The organism is Frateuria sp. GZRe12 (assembly GCF_051900535.1).
GTDB lineage: Bacteria > Pseudomonadota > Gammaproteobacteria > Xanthomonadales > Rhodanobacteraceae > Frateuria_A.
Map to the genome: position 1 here is coordinate 445,911 of NZ_JBHZGI010000002.1, position 12,666 is coordinate 458,576.

The 12,666-nt window shown below is 68.9% G+C and carries 12 protein-coding genes; 6 read left to right on the top strand and 6 right to left on the bottom strand.

Features of this window, described 5'->3' with window-relative positions; genetic code table 11:
- Positions 1 to 23: 23 nt before the first annotated feature.
- Complete coding sequence (locus ACFWZ4_RS07775) at positions 24 to 554, top strand: acyloxyacyl hydrolase (protein WP_439704148.1); 531 nt, start codon at positions 24 to 26, stop codon at positions 552 to 554.
- A gap of 116 nt (positions 555 to 670) precedes the next feature.
- Here ACFWZ4_RS07775 and ACFWZ4_RS07780 read toward each other — a convergent pair whose 3' ends face one another.
- The 5 genes from ACFWZ4_RS07780 to ACFWZ4_RS07800 form a co-directional block, all read right to left on the bottom strand.
- Positions 671 to 2,194, bottom strand: a complete 1,524-nt coding sequence (locus tag ACFWZ4_RS07780; protein WP_439704149.1) for a DHA2 family efflux MFS transporter permease subunit — start codon at positions 2,192 to 2,194, stop codon at positions 671 to 673.
- Positions 2,195 to 2,278: 84 nt separating this feature from the next.
- Entirely contained in the window at positions 2,279 to 3,472 is a 1,194-nt protein-coding gene (locus ACFWZ4_RS07785) for an HlyD family secretion protein (RefSeq protein WP_439704150.1), read from the bottom strand.
- A gap of 9 nt (positions 3,473 to 3,481) precedes the next feature.
- Positions 3,482 to 4,945, bottom strand: coding sequence for an efflux transporter outer membrane subunit (locus ACFWZ4_RS07790; protein WP_439704151.1), 1,464 nt, complete (start codon positions 4,943 to 4,945; stop codon positions 3,482 to 3,484).
- 22 nt (positions 4,946 to 4,967) lie between these two features.
- Positions 4,968 to 5,423: a MarR family winged helix-turn-helix transcriptional regulator gene (locus ACFWZ4_RS07795; RefSeq protein ID WP_439704152.1), complete on the bottom strand. Its 456-nt coding sequence runs from the start codon at positions 5,421 to 5,423 to the stop codon at positions 4,968 to 4,970.
- A 73-nt stretch (positions 5,424 to 5,496) separates the two neighbouring features.
- A complete protein-coding gene (locus tag ACFWZ4_RS07800; protein ID WP_439704153.1) occupies positions 5,497 to 5,745 on the bottom strand; it encodes a hypothetical protein in 249 nt (82 codons plus the stop codon).
- Between the two features lie 261 nt (positions 5,746 to 6,006).
- Between ACFWZ4_RS07800 and ACFWZ4_RS07805 the strand changes: the two genes are divergently transcribed.
- Positions 6,007 to 6,861, top strand: coding sequence for a helix-turn-helix transcriptional regulator (locus tag ACFWZ4_RS07805; RefSeq protein ID WP_439704154.1), 855 nt, complete (start codon positions 6,007 to 6,009; stop codon positions 6,859 to 6,861).
- A gap of 68 nt (positions 6,862 to 6,929) precedes the next feature.
- Complete coding sequence (locus ACFWZ4_RS07810; RefSeq protein ID WP_439704155.1) at positions 6,930 to 7,292, top strand: hypothetical protein; 363 nt, start codon at positions 6,930 to 6,932, stop codon at positions 7,290 to 7,292.
- A gap of 116 nt (positions 7,293 to 7,408) precedes the next feature.
- Here ACFWZ4_RS07810 and ACFWZ4_RS07815 read toward each other — a convergent pair whose 3' ends face one another.
- Positions 7,409 to 9,829 carry a prolyl oligopeptidase family serine peptidase gene (locus tag ACFWZ4_RS07815; RefSeq protein WP_439704156.1) on the bottom strand — a complete coding sequence of 807 codons (2,421 nt, stop codon included), beginning with the start codon at positions 9,827 to 9,829 and terminating at the stop codon, positions 7,409 to 7,411.
- Positions 9,830 to 9,978: 149 nt separating this feature from the next.
- Between ACFWZ4_RS07815 and ACFWZ4_RS07820 the strand changes: the two genes are divergently transcribed.
- The 3 genes from ACFWZ4_RS07820 (at position 9,979) to ACFWZ4_RS07830 (ending at position 12,519) form a co-directional block, all read left to right on the top strand.
- Entirely contained in the window at positions 9,979 to 10,644 is a 666-nt protein-coding gene (locus tag ACFWZ4_RS07820) for an alpha/beta hydrolase (protein WP_439704157.1), read from the top strand.
- Positions 10,645 to 10,768: 124 nt separating this feature from the next.
- Complete coding sequence (locus tag ACFWZ4_RS07825) at positions 10,769 to 11,815, top strand: sensor histidine kinase (protein ID WP_439704158.1); 1,047 nt, start codon at positions 10,769 to 10,771, stop codon at positions 11,813 to 11,815.
- Positions 11,815 to 12,519 (top strand): LytR/AlgR family response regulator transcription factor, encoded by a 705-nt coding sequence (locus tag ACFWZ4_RS07830; RefSeq protein ID WP_439704159.1) that lies wholly within the window; start codon positions 11,815 to 11,817, stop codon positions 12,517 to 12,519. Before ACFWZ4_RS07825 ends, ACFWZ4_RS07830 begins: the two co-directional genes overlap by 1 nt.
- The last annotated feature ends 147 nt before the right edge of the window (positions 12,520 to 12,666 follow it).

The window sequence follows — 12,666 nt, forward strand, 5'->3', positions numbered from 1 at the left end:
CTGCCCCAGGAAAGGGACCCCACATGCTCCACGCACCTTCGCGTCTGCGCGGCACGCTGACACTGCTCCTGACCCTCGTCGCCCTGCCTGCGGCCGCCGCCCATGTGGAGGTGCAGGGCGGGCGCAGCTACATGGACGACCATGGCGCCAACACGGCGTTCGTCGAAACGACGTTCGCGCCGCACGCGATCGGCAGCAGCGGCCGGCTGGACTGGTCGCCGGACGTTTCCGCCGGCTGGATCGCCAACCGCGACGTGCGCCGCTACCGCAACGCCGAGTTCGACACCCGCCATTCGGTGGCATTGCTGGCGGCCGGCGCTCGCTTCCACTATGGCGCGCCCGATGCCTGGTATCGCCCGCTGTTCTTCAGCTTCCAGCTGGCCGGCACCAATCACACCACTCAGGCGCTGTCGAGCCATTACCAATTCGTCAGCACGCTGGGCTGGCAGGGCGAACACCTGAGTTTCCAACTGCGCCACGTGTCCAACGGCGGGCTCAACGGACCCAACCGCGGCGAGACGATGGCGCTGGTAGGTATCGGTTTCGATCTTTGAACACACGCACGTCGGGTGGGCTTCAGCCCATCATCGGGACGGACGCGCTGCTTGTAGGAACGGTGGGCTGAAGCCACCCTGCAAAAAGAAAGGCGCCCGCGGGCGCCTTCTTTTTTTCAGTGTCCGCCGCTGGCCGCAGGCCCGGCCTTGGCGAGGAATGGTGGCCGGGTCAACCAGATCACCAGCACCAGGCTGATGAAGACCCAGCCCAGCACGTGGAAGACCTCGTTGAAGGAGATCTGATAGCCCTGCTGGGTCGCCATCTGGTTGATCATGGCGGCGGCGCTCTGGGGGTCGCCCATCGAATCCATCGCCGCGCGCGTGCCGGGATCGTACGCGGTGATGTGCTCGACCAGTTGCTCGTGGTGGGCTACCGCGCGGCGTTCCCAGAACAGCGTGGTGATCGAAGCGGAGAAACTGCCGCCCAGCGTACGCAGGAAGGTCGCCAGGCCCGAGCCCGAGGCGATCTCGTTCTGCTGCAGGTCCGAGAGCAGGATGGTCAGGATCGGCATGAAGAACAGCGCGACCCCCAGGCCCTGGATCAGCTGCACCAGCGCCACGTGGTAGAAGTCCACGCCGATGTAGAAATCCGAGCGCATGAAGCAGGTCACGCCCAGCACGATGAAGGCCACCGACGCCACCGCGCGCAGGTCGAACTTCGGCGCGAACTTGCCCACGAAGAAGGTCAGCAGCACCGGCAGCACGCCGATCGGCGCGGTGGCGAAGCCGGCCCAGGTCGAGGTGTAGCCCAGGTTCCGTTGCAGCCACAGCGGCATCAGCAGGCTCATCGCGAAGAACGCCGCGTAAGCCAGGATCAGCGCGATCGTGCCGTAGGTGAAGTTGCGGTGGCGGAACAGCTTGAGGTCGACGATCGGGTCCTTGTCGGTCAGTTCCCAGATCAGGAAGATCGCGATGCTGATCGCCGAGACGATGCTGGTGACGATGATGAAGGTGGAGTTGAACCAGTCCTCGTCGTTGCCCTTGTCCAGCACCACCTGCAACGCGCCCACGCCGATGATCAGGGTGATCAGTCCCACATAGTCGATCTTCGGGCGCTCGGTCTTGTCCACCCGCCCGCGCATCTGGTTGCCCACCACCATGCTGGCGAAGATGCCGATCGGCACGTTGATGAAGAAGATCCACGGCCAGGAATAGTTGTCGGTGATCCAGCCGCCCAGGATCGGGCCGGCGATCGGCGCGACCACGGTGACCATCGCCAGCAGCGCCAGCGCCATGCCGCGCTTGGCGGGCGGATAGATCGAGATCAGCAGGCTTTGCGTGATCGGGTACATCGGTCCGGCCACCGCGCCCTGGATCGCGCGGAACAGGATCAGCATCCCCATGCTCTGCGACACGCCGCACAGGAACGAGGTCAGCGCGAACAGCAGAGTCGACCAGATGAACAGCTTCACCTCGCCGAAACGACGGGTGAGGAAGCCGGTCAGCGGCAGCGAGATCGCCATGCTCACGGCGAAGGAGGTGATCACCCAGGTGCTCTGGTTGACGCTCACGCCGAGGTTGCCGGCGATGGTCGGCAAGGACACGTTGGCGATGGTGGTGTCCAGCACCTGCATGAAGGTGGCCAGCGAAATGCCGACCGTGGTGAGCGCCATGCTGGGCGGACGGTATTGGGTAGTCATCGCAGGGATTCGCTCTCTTGCAGGAGCGGCCCTGGGCGCGACCGAAATGTCCGGTCGCCTCCCACGGGCGCTCCTGCAGGTGGATTACTTGCCGCTGCCGGCCATGTTCGCGTGGATGATCTGCGCGATCAGGTCGTCGGCCTTGTGCAGCTGCTTCTCGTACACGTCGGTGCTGAAGGCCGGCTTGGACGGCGGCTCGACCGCCAGCATCAAGCCCTGCTGGTTGTGCAGGTTGACCGTCACGTCGGTGGACAGGCCGATCCGCAGCGGGTGCCTGTCCAGCTGACCCGGGTCGGCGAACACCACGCGCACCGGCACGCGCTGCACGATCTTGATCCAGTTGCCGGTGGCGTTCTGCGCCGGCAGCAAGGAGAAGGCGCTGCCGGTGCCCACGCCCAGGTTCTGCACCATGCCCTTGTAGGTCACGTCGCCGCCGTACACGTCGGCGTGGATCTCCACCGGCTGGCCGATGCGCATCTCGGTCAGCTGGGTCTCCTTGAAGTTGGCGTCGATCCATACCGCGTTGAGCGGCACCACCGCCATCAGCGGCGTGCCCGGGGCCACGCGCTGGCCCAGCTGCACCGAGCGCTTGGCGACATAACCGTCGACCGGCGCCACGATGGTGGTGCGCATGGCGTCGAGGTAAGCGGCGCGCAGCTTGGCCGCGGCCGTCTGGACGTCCGGATGCGAGGCGACCACGGTGTCGTCGACCAGCACCTTGCTGGTCTGGTATTGCTGCGTCGCCGCGTTCAGCGCGCTTTCGGCGGCGGTCATCTCGTCGCGGGCGTGGGCCAGCTCCTCGGCCGAGATCGCACCGGACCTGGCCAGGTCGCGACGGCGGTTGTAGTCCGCGCGGGCCTTCTGCACCGCCACCTTGCGCGCGGCGACGTCCGCCTGCGCACCGGTCACGGTGCTGTACAGGCCGCGTACCTTGCGCACGGTGCTGGCGAGGTTGGCCTTCGCTTCGGCCAGCGCAACCTGCGCGTTGCTCGGGTCCAGCTCGATCAGCGTCTGGCCGGCCTTGACGCGGTCACCGTCGTCGGCGCCGATCGACACCACGGTGCCCGGCAGTTGCGGGGTGATCTGCACGATGTTGCCGTTGACGTAGGCATCGTCGGTGCCCTCGTACCAGCGGCCATCGAAGTAGTACCACAGGCCCCAGCCGATCAGGGCGAGCAGCACCACCACGCCGAGCGCGCGCAGCAGGAAACCGCGCTTGTTCTTCGCGGCCGGCGCAGGGGCGGCGCCGTTGGGTTGGGAAGCAGGCTGGGTGGACATGGAGAAGCCTTAGGAATGAGCGGGGGCGGAAGGGGTGGATGCGGTGGGCTGGCCGGCCGTCGACTCTGGGCGGTAGCCGCCGCCGAGGGCCTGGATCAGCTGCACCGAAAGGTCGACCTGCTGTGCCTTGAGCGCGGCCATGCGCTGCTCGGCCAGAAGCAATTGCTGGCGCACGCTGAGCGCCTCCAGGTAGCTGCCCACGCCGGCGCGATAGCGCTGCTCGGCCAGGCGCCAGGCGTCGTTGGCGGCATCCAGCGCGCGCTGTTGTGCCGCGACCTGGGTGACCAGCGACTGCTGCGCGGCGTAATCGTCTGCGACCTCGTTGAGCGCGCCGACCAGGGTCTGGTTGTACTGCGCCACGACCAGGTCGTAGTGAGCATCCCTGGCCGAAAGATTCGCGCGCAGCCGGCCGCCGTCGAAGATCGGCAGGCTGAGCGACGGGCCCGCCTGATAGAACAGCGAAGAGGCGCGAAGCAGCGGGTTGCCGCCCATGGCGAGCAGGCCCGCCATGGCGCCCAGCTTCACGTTGGGCAGGAACTCGGTCTTGGCCGCGGCGACGTCATGGCCGGCCGCCTCGACGCGCCAGCGCGCGGCGACCAGGTCGGCGCGGTGACCGACCAGCTCGACCGGCAGGTTGGTCGGCACCGCCACGGCATCGGGCGTCAGCGGCTGCGGACGGGCGATGTCCAGCCCACGGTCCGGGCCCTTGCCGAGCAACACCGACAATGCCGAGCGGGCCGCGTCGATGGCGCGCTGGGCGACTGCCAACTGCTGTTCGGCGGTGGCCACCTCGGCGTCGCCCTGCTTGAGCTGCAACTGGCTGTCCAGGCCGGCGCGGACGCGCTGGGCGGTCAACTCGCGCGCCTTGCCGGCGCGCTCGAGTTCGTCCTGCGCCAGGTCGTGCCGGGCAAACGCATAGCCCAGCTGCGCATAGGCGCGCGCGACGTTGCCCGACAGCTCGATGCGCGCCGCGCGCGCCTCGACCTCGGCGGCGCGGGCCTGGCCCAGCGCCGCTTCCCATGCGGCGCGCTGGCCGCCCCACAGGTCCAGGCCCCAATCGAAGCTGAGGTAGCCGAACTTGGCGACCGAGAAATGCGCGTTCTCGCCGAGCAGGCCCGACGGCGGCTTGGCACCGGCCACGCTGGCGCCCAGACCAAGTTGCGGTTGGCGCGCCGCGTCGGCGAGGCCGGCCGCCGCCTGGGCGGCGCGGGCACGCGCGTCGGCCGCGGCCAGGCCCGGGTTGCCGGCCAGCGCTTCGTCGATCAGGGCATCCAGCTGCGCATCGCCAAGGCCACTCCACCATGCCCGGTCCGGCCAGGCGGCCGGCGTGAGCGTGGCTTCGCCCAGGCTGCGCTGGGCCTTCAGCGTGGACGGTTCGAGCAGCTTGCCGTCCGGATGCAGGCCGCCGCTGCTGGCGCAACCGGCCAGAACGAGGGTCAGTGCGGTGGTCGCCGCAAGAAGTTGCAGACGCATGTATGGGAATTCCGGGTGAGAGTCAGTCTTTGACGCGCAACGCGTGCAACACGCGCGTCAGGTAGTCGTGCAGGTGCCGGCGTTCGGCTTCGCCGAGCGAGCGCTGTGCCGCTTCCAGCACGCGCTCGTTGCAGTCGGTCAGCTGTTGCCACAGCGCATTGCCCTGTTCGGTCAGCTCGATGCGCAGCGCGCGCCGGTCCTGTTCGTGCGGGCAGCGGCGCAGGTAGCCCTTGCCTTCGAGCTGATCCAGCTGGCGAGTCATGGCGCCGCCGTCGAGCTCGACCGCACGGGCCAGTTCCGAGGCGGTCATCGGCCCCAGCCGGGCGAGCCGCTTGAGGATCAGGAACTGGGTGAAACGCAGCTCCACGCCCAACGCCGCCAGCTCGGCCTCCATCGCGCGCACGATTTCCGAGCGCACCAGGCCAAGCAGAACACCCAGGCTTTCGTGGGCGGTGTAAGGGAGCGACTCGTTTTCCATGCCGCGCATTCTATTGCCGTAAGAATATTTGTCAAGGCAAATATCGTGGCAGCGACATTTGTTCGAGCAAGGGTCAGGCGGCCCGTGCCTGGCGCGCCGCCAGCTCATCGCGCACCAGCGTGGCCAGCGCCGGATCGCGGATCGAGAACAGATCGAACACGCCCAGCGCGTGCAGCGTCGGCAGCAGGGCGAGCAGTCGCGGCTCAGCCTGGCAGCGCACAGGTTCGGGCGTCGCCGGATCGAGCATGAGTTGGGCATGCACCACGAAATCGACGAGCGCGTCGGTGTCGGGCGCGGCGGGTGGCGGAGTGATGAGCGACATGCCGATCTCCTTGGGCGGGGCATTGTCGGGACGGCCCCGGTCGAGCGCTTGAACCGAAGGGCTGACCCTTCGCACGTAGGACGTGCCAACAGGCAGCAACGTGACAGCGTCCGGTGCGGCCGGCGGATGGGGATGTCCGCGACGGGCCGGCGCACGAGGCGCGTGCGCCGGCACGCAACGTTAGCCGGCGGCGGTTACCATGGGCAGGCAGCCGATACTGCTGGTACCCCCACTACCACCCGTCCTCTCCCGGGGCTCACGATGAGCACGCGCATGCAACGCATCGAGTTGAAGGCCTTCCTGCGCGCGCGGCGCGCGGCGCTGGCGCCCGAAGCGGTCGGCCTGCCGCGCGGGCAGCGTCGGCTGACGCCCGGCCTCCGTCGGGAGGAAGTGGCCGCGCTCGCCGACGTCGGTCTCACCTGGTACACGTGGCTGGAGCAGGGACGGCAGATCAACGTCTCGGCCGCCGCGCTGGCGCGCATCGCCCGCGCGCTGGCGTTGTCGCCCAGCGACGAGGCCTATCTGTTCGCGCTGGCCGGGCTCGCGCGGCCCGAACCGGCACCCGCGCGGATCCTGGTGCCGGCGCCCATCCTTGGCATGATCGAACGCTACCAGGGTCCGGCCTTCGTGCTCGATCCGCTGTTCGACCTGCTCGCCTACAACCGCTACGCCGATTTCCTGTTCGACTTCGAGGCGGTACGCGGGCCGTTCGCGCGCAACCATGTCTGGAACGCCTTCATGCATCCGCCGCGGCGGGTGCTCTACCAGCCGCATTTCATGCGCAGCGCGGCCAACCTGGTGGCGATCTTCCGCATGAGCCACGCCGCGCACCCTGATGACCCGCGCTTCGACGCGCTGGTCGAGGCGCTCGTGCAGACCAGCGCGGAGTTCGCCGGACTGTGGGAACAGCAGGAGACCGCGCCGCTGTCGGCGCTGGAGCTGCCGCTGTACGACGCGCGCCTGGGCCATTTCTGCGTGCACTCGACGCGCCTGCCGATCCGCGACGGCCAGGCCGACGGCGCCACGGTGTTCTGCTTCGTGCCGGCCGACGCGGCCTCGGACGCCTGCTTCATGCGCATGGTCGAGCTGGTCGACGGGGCGACGCTGCCGGCCTGAACAGCTGACACCGGCATCACGCACGCGGATCGACGATCCGGCCGGATCCCCCGCACAGAAGCGTGATCATGGAACCGATGTTGAGCATGCGTACCGCTGCGGTGCTGCTGGCGCTCACCGCCTTGGGCGGCCTGCTGATGGCCGGCATCCGCTTCGCCGGCAAGCCGCACCCGCCGACCTGGCTGGCCATGGGGCACGGTTTCATCGCCGGCGCGGCCGTCACGTTGCTGGTCTATGACTACTTCACCACGGGACTGCCGCAGCTGGCGCAGCTCGCCCTGCTGCTGTTCGTGCTGGCGGCCGCCGGCGGCGGCGTGATGAACCTGGGTTACCACTGGAAGCGGCTGCCGCTGCCCAAGTGGCTGGTGGTGGTGCACGCGCTGATCGCGGTGGCGGGTTTCGTGCTGCTGCTAATGGCCGCCTGGGCGTGACTCAGGGGTGGGCTTGGGTCTACCTCTCTCGCGAGGAGTGCCGGTGGGCTGAAGCCAGCCCTACGTTGCGTCCTTGTGCCCCTCTCCCGCGCGGGAGAGGGGCTTTTTGATCCGCGTTACCTGGCCGGCTTGAGGTAGGTGTCGAACAGCTCGTCGATGCGCCGGTATTCGTCGTACCACGAATCCGCGTGGACGAAGCCGTGCCGCTCCATCGGGTAGAGCGACATCCAGAAGTTCTTCTTGTGCAGCTCGATGAAGCGCTGGTACAGGCGGATCGAATCGGCCGCCAGCACGTTGTCGTCGATCAGGCCGTGCTCAATCAGCAGCGGATCGGCCAGCTGATCGGCGAAGTTGATCGGCGAACTGATTGCGTAGGCGTGCGGATCGAGCTCGGGCGCGTTGAGGATGTTGGCGGTGTATTCGTGGTTGTACAGCCGCCAGTCGCTGACCGGGCGCAGCGCGGCGCCGGCGGCGAATTCGCCCGGCGCGCGCAAGAGCGCCATCTCGGTCATGAAGCCGCCGTAGCTGCCGCCATAGATACCCACGCGCTTGGGATCCACGTGGTGATGCTTCACCAGCCACGCCTTGCCGTCGAGCAGGTCTTCGAGCTCCGGGTGGCCCATCTGGCGGTAGATCGCATCGCGCCAGTCGCGGCCGTAGCCCTCGGAGGCGCGGTAGTCCATGTCCAGCACCACGTACCCCTTCTGCACGAGCATGTTGTGGAACATCTGCTCGCGGAAGTAGTAGGGCCAGGACTCGATGACGTTCTGTGTGTAGCCGGCGCCGTGCACGAAGATCACCGCGGGCCTGGTTTCGGCGTTGTCGGTGGCGGGGCCGTAGTACTTGGCGTAGATGGTGCCGGCGCCGTGGCTGGAAGGCACCTGGACGATCTTCGGCGCGATCCAGTCGTGCGCGGTGAACGCACTCTTCATCGTGTGGGTCAGCTCGCGCGGTGTGCCGCCGGCGGCCGGCTGTACGGCCAGCTGGTCGAGCACGTAGGCCGAGGAATGCAGTACTGCCAGGCGGCTGCCATCGGGCGACAGCTCGAAACCGTCCATGCCCTGGTAACGCGTGACGCGAGTGAGGTCGCCACCATCGCTCGGCACGCGGTAGACGTCATAGCCGTAGGGCGCCACCTGATTGGTGCGCAGGTAGAACCACTGCCCGTCCTGCGACAGTTGCGGATGGCTGACCTCGAACTTGCCGGACGTCAACGCTTTCGTCTTGCCGTCGAGCGGCTTGGCGTAGAGCTGCGACCAGCCGCTCTCCTCGGAGAGGTACCAGAGCGTGCGGCCGTCCTTCAGCCAGCCGAAATCGTTGAAGTTCCAGTTGATCCAGGCGTCGTCGTGCAGGCGGTGCTGGTTGACCAGCGCGTGGTTCGTGAAATCGACGCTGGCGATCCAGCGATCCTTGTTGTCGATCGCGCGCAACTGGATGGCCAGGTTCCGGCCGTCCGCGCTCCACACGATGCCGCCGCCACCGCCGTCCTCGGCGCTGGAGACGATGCGCACCGGGCGCACGTCGGGAGCCTTGAGCGCCTTGGCCTGCTCATCCTTGCCAGCCTTCTTCAGGGCCGCGACGGTCTGCGCGCGGATCGCCGCGAGCGGGTCGTCCTTGATGCCCGGGAGGTTCTCGATCGGCAAGGCGTAGTGCCGGTGCTCGCGCAGGTCCAGCAACATGAGCGACTGCGCCGCCGGTTCGTTGTGGCCGACGTAAACGTGCGTGTCCTCGCCCTCGGCGTAGCCGGAGTCGGTGACGTAATGGGTGAGTTTGGGCTGGCGGCCCGCCTCGTAGGCCTTGGGCCGCGTGACCACCAGCAGCCAGTGCGCGTCCGGCGAGAGCTCGGTGTCGACCGCCACGATCTTGTCGCCCAGCCAGAACGGCTGCGGCGCGCGGCCCGGGTCGGCCGCGGCCAGCGCCTTGGCGTTGGCTTTTTCGGCGTCCTTGTCGGCCTTGAGCTGGCGCAACGTGGAGAAGAGTTCGAGCTGTTCGTCCTCCAGCGCGCCGGTCTCTTTCTCGTCCGGGTCGTCGGCGAATTTCAGCACGGCCACCGGCGTGCTGACGCCGCGGGCCAGGTCGTAGCTGTACCAGTCGTCGCCGGAGCGGTACTGCAGCGCGCGGCTGTCGGCGGAAAACTGCGGCGCCGATTCATCCTCGACGGTCTGCGTCACCTGCGCGGTGCGCCCGTCGGCCAGCGTGCGCAGGAATACGTCGCCGTGGCGCACGAAGGCGGCATAGCGGTGCATGCGGTCGTACACCGACGGACCGTCGGCGCTGGCCACGCCGGCGGGGTCGAGCTTCTCGCTGCGGCCGGTCGCCGGATCCACGCGATACAGGTCGCGCACCTCGCTGCCGTCACGCTTGAGCCGGTAATAGATCGCCTGCCCGTCGGCGCTCCAGTACGGTGCCTCCACCGCCTGCCCGATCCAGTCGGGATTGGCCATGATCGTTTCCAGATCCAGCGGCGCGGCCGGCGCGGCCGCCAGCGCCGGCAGCGCGGTAAAGGCGGCCAGGCCCGCCAGGAGAAGTCGACGCATGGAAGCGCTCCGCTAGTGGCAAAGCATCCGAGCATAGCCAAGCCTGCCTGTCCCGCAAGCGCCACAAGTCCCGGCGAAGGCCGCGCGCGTTGGCGGTCGCACGAGCCATGGGCGAAACTGATCGACTTGCGCACACCACTGGAACGCCCATGAACCTGCTCCCCAGCGTCGAACACGAAACCGGCCCGGAGCCCCGCCACAGCGTGATCTGGCTGCACGGGCTGGGCGCCGACGGCAACGACTTCGCGCCGATCGTGCCCGAGCTCGTCGATCGGACCTGGCCGGCGCTGCGCTTCGTGTTCCCGCATGCGCCGGTGCAGCCGGTCAGCGTCAACGGCGGCATGCCGATGCGCGCCTGGTACGACATCTTCGGTTTCGACGCACGCGCGCCGCAGGACGAGGCCGGCATCCGTCGCGCGATCGGGGCGGTGGAGGCGCTGATCGCGCGCGAGCACGAGCGCGGCGTGCCGAGCGAGCGGATCGTGCTGGCCGGCTTCTCGCAGGGCGGCGCCATCGCACTGGCTGCCGGGTTGCGCCATGCGCAGCCGCTGGCCGGCATCGTGGCGCTCTCCACATACCTGCCGATCAGCGCCACGCTGGCGCCCGAGCGCAGCGCTGCCAACGCGCGGGTACCGATCTTCTGGGGCCACGGCAACGCCGACCCGATCGTGGCGCTGCAGCGTGGCATCGATTCGCGCACGTTGCTGGCAGGGTTGGGCTATACGATCGACTGGCACACTTACCCCATGCCGCACTCGGTCTGCGCCGAGGAGATCACCGACCTGCGCCACTGGCTCACCGATCGCCTCGGGTAGCTTCCGACTCCCTCCGCCAAAGGGTTGAGGGGAGGAGCCGCGCTCGCTTCGAACCCCGGCACACCGGGATTTGGCCGCCCACGCCATGGCGGGAGGACAGGCAAATGCCGGCATACTGATCCGCATGAGCGCCCAGCCCGCCCGCCCCACCACGCCGCTGCCCGACTTCTGCCGCCTGCCGGCGGTCGCCGCGCTGTTCGCGGTCGGTGCGCTCACTGTCACGCTGATGTGGCTGGCGCCGGACAACACCCGCGGCTGGCGCGGTTACAGCGTCGGCATGCTGTTCGTGACCTGGCTGTCGATGCTGATCGCGCTGGCGCTGTGCTACGCGCGGCCGTGGCTGCAGCGTCTGGGCGGCTGGATGCCCTATGCCGGGGTGTGGCTGCTGATCGAGCTGGTGGTGGCGCTGGCCAGCGCGCTGGCCCGATGGATGGACCTGGCCCTGCAACTGAGCCTGGTGCACGGCGCGCCGGCGGCCTTCGTGCGCGACAACCTGCTGATCGCCGCTTTGCTGGGCGCGGCGATGCTGCGCTACTTCTACGTGCTGGCGCAGTGGCAGGCGCGGCTGGCCGCGGTCGCGCACGCGCAGGTCGATGCGCTGCAGGCGCGCATCCGCCCGCACTTCCTGTTCAACAGCATGAACACCGTGGCCGCGCTGGTGCGGGTCGACCCGGCCGCGGCCGAGCGCACCATCGAGGATCTTTGCGAACTGTTCCGCGCCGCGCTTGGCCAGTCGGGCAGCCGCGACGGCACGCTGGGCGAAGAGCTCGCGCTGGTCGAGCGCTACCTCGCCATCGAGCAGCTGCGCCTGGGCGAGCGCCTGCGCGTGCGCCGCGAACTCGACGGGTTGCCAATGGACTATCCGCTGCCGCGATTGCTGCTGCAGCCGCTGGTGGAGAACGCCGTGCGCCACGGCATCCAGCCGCGGCGCGAGGGCGGCGAGATCGTGCTGCGCGGCGCGGTGGACGGTCGCGTGTTGCTGATCGACATCAGCAACCCGCTGTCGAATGCGCCGACCACGCCCGGCCACGGCCACGGCTTGACCAACGTGCGCCAACGCGTGGCCTACCGCTATGGCGCGCGCGCGGCGGTCGACGCCGGGCCGGACGCGGACCGATTCGTGGTGCGCCTGCGCCTGCCGCTCGATCCGCCACCGGGGGAGTTCGCCTGATGCGCGTGCTGATCGTCGACGACGAGCCATTGGCGCGCGCGCGCCTGGCCGCGCTGCTGGGCGAGTGCGATGGCGTGGTGGTCGCCGGCAGCGTGGCCGACGGCGAAGCCGCGCTGGCGGCCATCGGCGAAACGCAACCGGACCTGCTGCTGCTGGACATCAATATGCCGGGCCTGGACGGCGCCGCGCTGGCCGCGCGGCTGGCCGGGCACGCGCGTCCGCAGGTGGTGTTCTGCACGGCGTACGAAAACCACGCGCTGACCGCGTTCGAGCTGGGCGCGGTCGACTACCTGCTCAAGCCGGTGCGGCTGGAGCGCCTGCGCGAAGCCCTGCAGCGCGCCCGCCAGCGCCTTGCCGCGGTGCCGGCCGAACCGGTCGGCTACCTGCGCGGCCGGCTGCGCGGCGAACAGGTGCGCATCGCGCTGACCGAGGTGGTGTGTCTGCTCGCCGAGGAAAAATACGTGGTCGTGCGCCATGCCGGCGGCGAGCTGCTGATCGAGGAGTCGCTGCGCCAGCTGGAGGAGGAGCACCCCACCCAACTGGTACGCCTGCACCGCAACTGCCTGGTGCCGGCTCCGCGGCTGCTGGGGCTGAAGACCCTCGCCGACGGCCGCGTGCTGGCACGGCTGGCCGGCACCGAGTTCAGCCCCGAGGTGAGCCGGCGCAACCTGCCGGCGGTGCGCAAGCTGCTGCGCACGGGCTAGAGGTCCCGCCAATGAAGATGGTCGGGGCGGGCCCGCTGCGTCGATTGCCTCTTCGACGATTCGTCGGCACGGTGGGCCCACGGCCCTGCGCGAAGCAGGTGGCTCGCGTGCAGGCTTTGCGGCCTGGGTCGCCACGCCGCACGCGCG

Excerpts from the sequence above, each read along its gene's own strand:
- ACFWZ4_RS07775 (WP_439704148.1), top strand. The coding sequence starts at position 24 with ATGCTCCACGCACCTTCGCGTCTGCGCGGCACGCTGACACTGCTCCTG.
- ACFWZ4_RS07810 (WP_439704155.1), top strand. The coding sequence starts at position 6,930 with ATGGAACCGATGTTGAGCATGCGTACCGCTGCGGTGCTGCTGGCGCTC.
- ACFWZ4_RS07790 (WP_439704151.1), bottom strand. The coding sequence starts at position 4,945 with ATGCGTCTGCAACTTCTTGCGGCGACCACCGCACTGACCCTCGTTCTG.
- ACFWZ4_RS07825 (WP_439704158.1), top strand. The coding sequence starts at position 10,769 with ATGAGCGCCCAGCCCGCCCGCCCCACCACGCCGCTGCCCGACTTCTGC.
- ACFWZ4_RS07830 (WP_439704159.1), top strand. The coding sequence starts at position 11,815 with ATGCGCGTGCTGATCGTCGACGACGAGCCATTGGCGCGCGCGCGCCTG.
- ACFWZ4_RS07815 (WP_439704156.1), bottom strand. The coding sequence starts at position 9,829 with ATGCGTCGACTTCTCCTGGCGGGCCTGGCCGCCTTTACCGCGCTGCCG.
- ACFWZ4_RS07820 (WP_439704157.1), top strand. The coding sequence starts at position 9,979 with ATGAACCTGCTCCCCAGCGTCGAACACGAAACCGGCCCGGAGCCCCGC.
- ACFWZ4_RS07805 (WP_439704154.1), top strand. The coding sequence starts at position 6,007 with ATGAGCACGCGCATGCAACGCATCGAGTTGAAGGCCTTCCTGCGCGCG.
- ACFWZ4_RS07800 (WP_439704153.1), bottom strand. The coding sequence starts at position 5,745 with ATGTCGCTCATCACTCCGCCACCCGCCGCGCCCGACACCGACGCGCTC.
- ACFWZ4_RS07780 (WP_439704149.1), bottom strand. The coding sequence starts at position 2,194 with ATGACTACCCAATACCGTCCGCCCAGCATGGCGCTCACCACGGTCGGC.
- ACFWZ4_RS07795 (WP_439704152.1), bottom strand. The coding sequence starts at position 5,423 with ATGGAAAACGAGTCGCTCCCTTACACCGCCCACGAAAGCCTGGGTGTT.
- ACFWZ4_RS07785 (WP_439704150.1), bottom strand. The coding sequence starts at position 3,472 with ATGTCCACCCAGCCTGCTTCCCAACCCAACGGCGCCGCCCCTGCGCCG.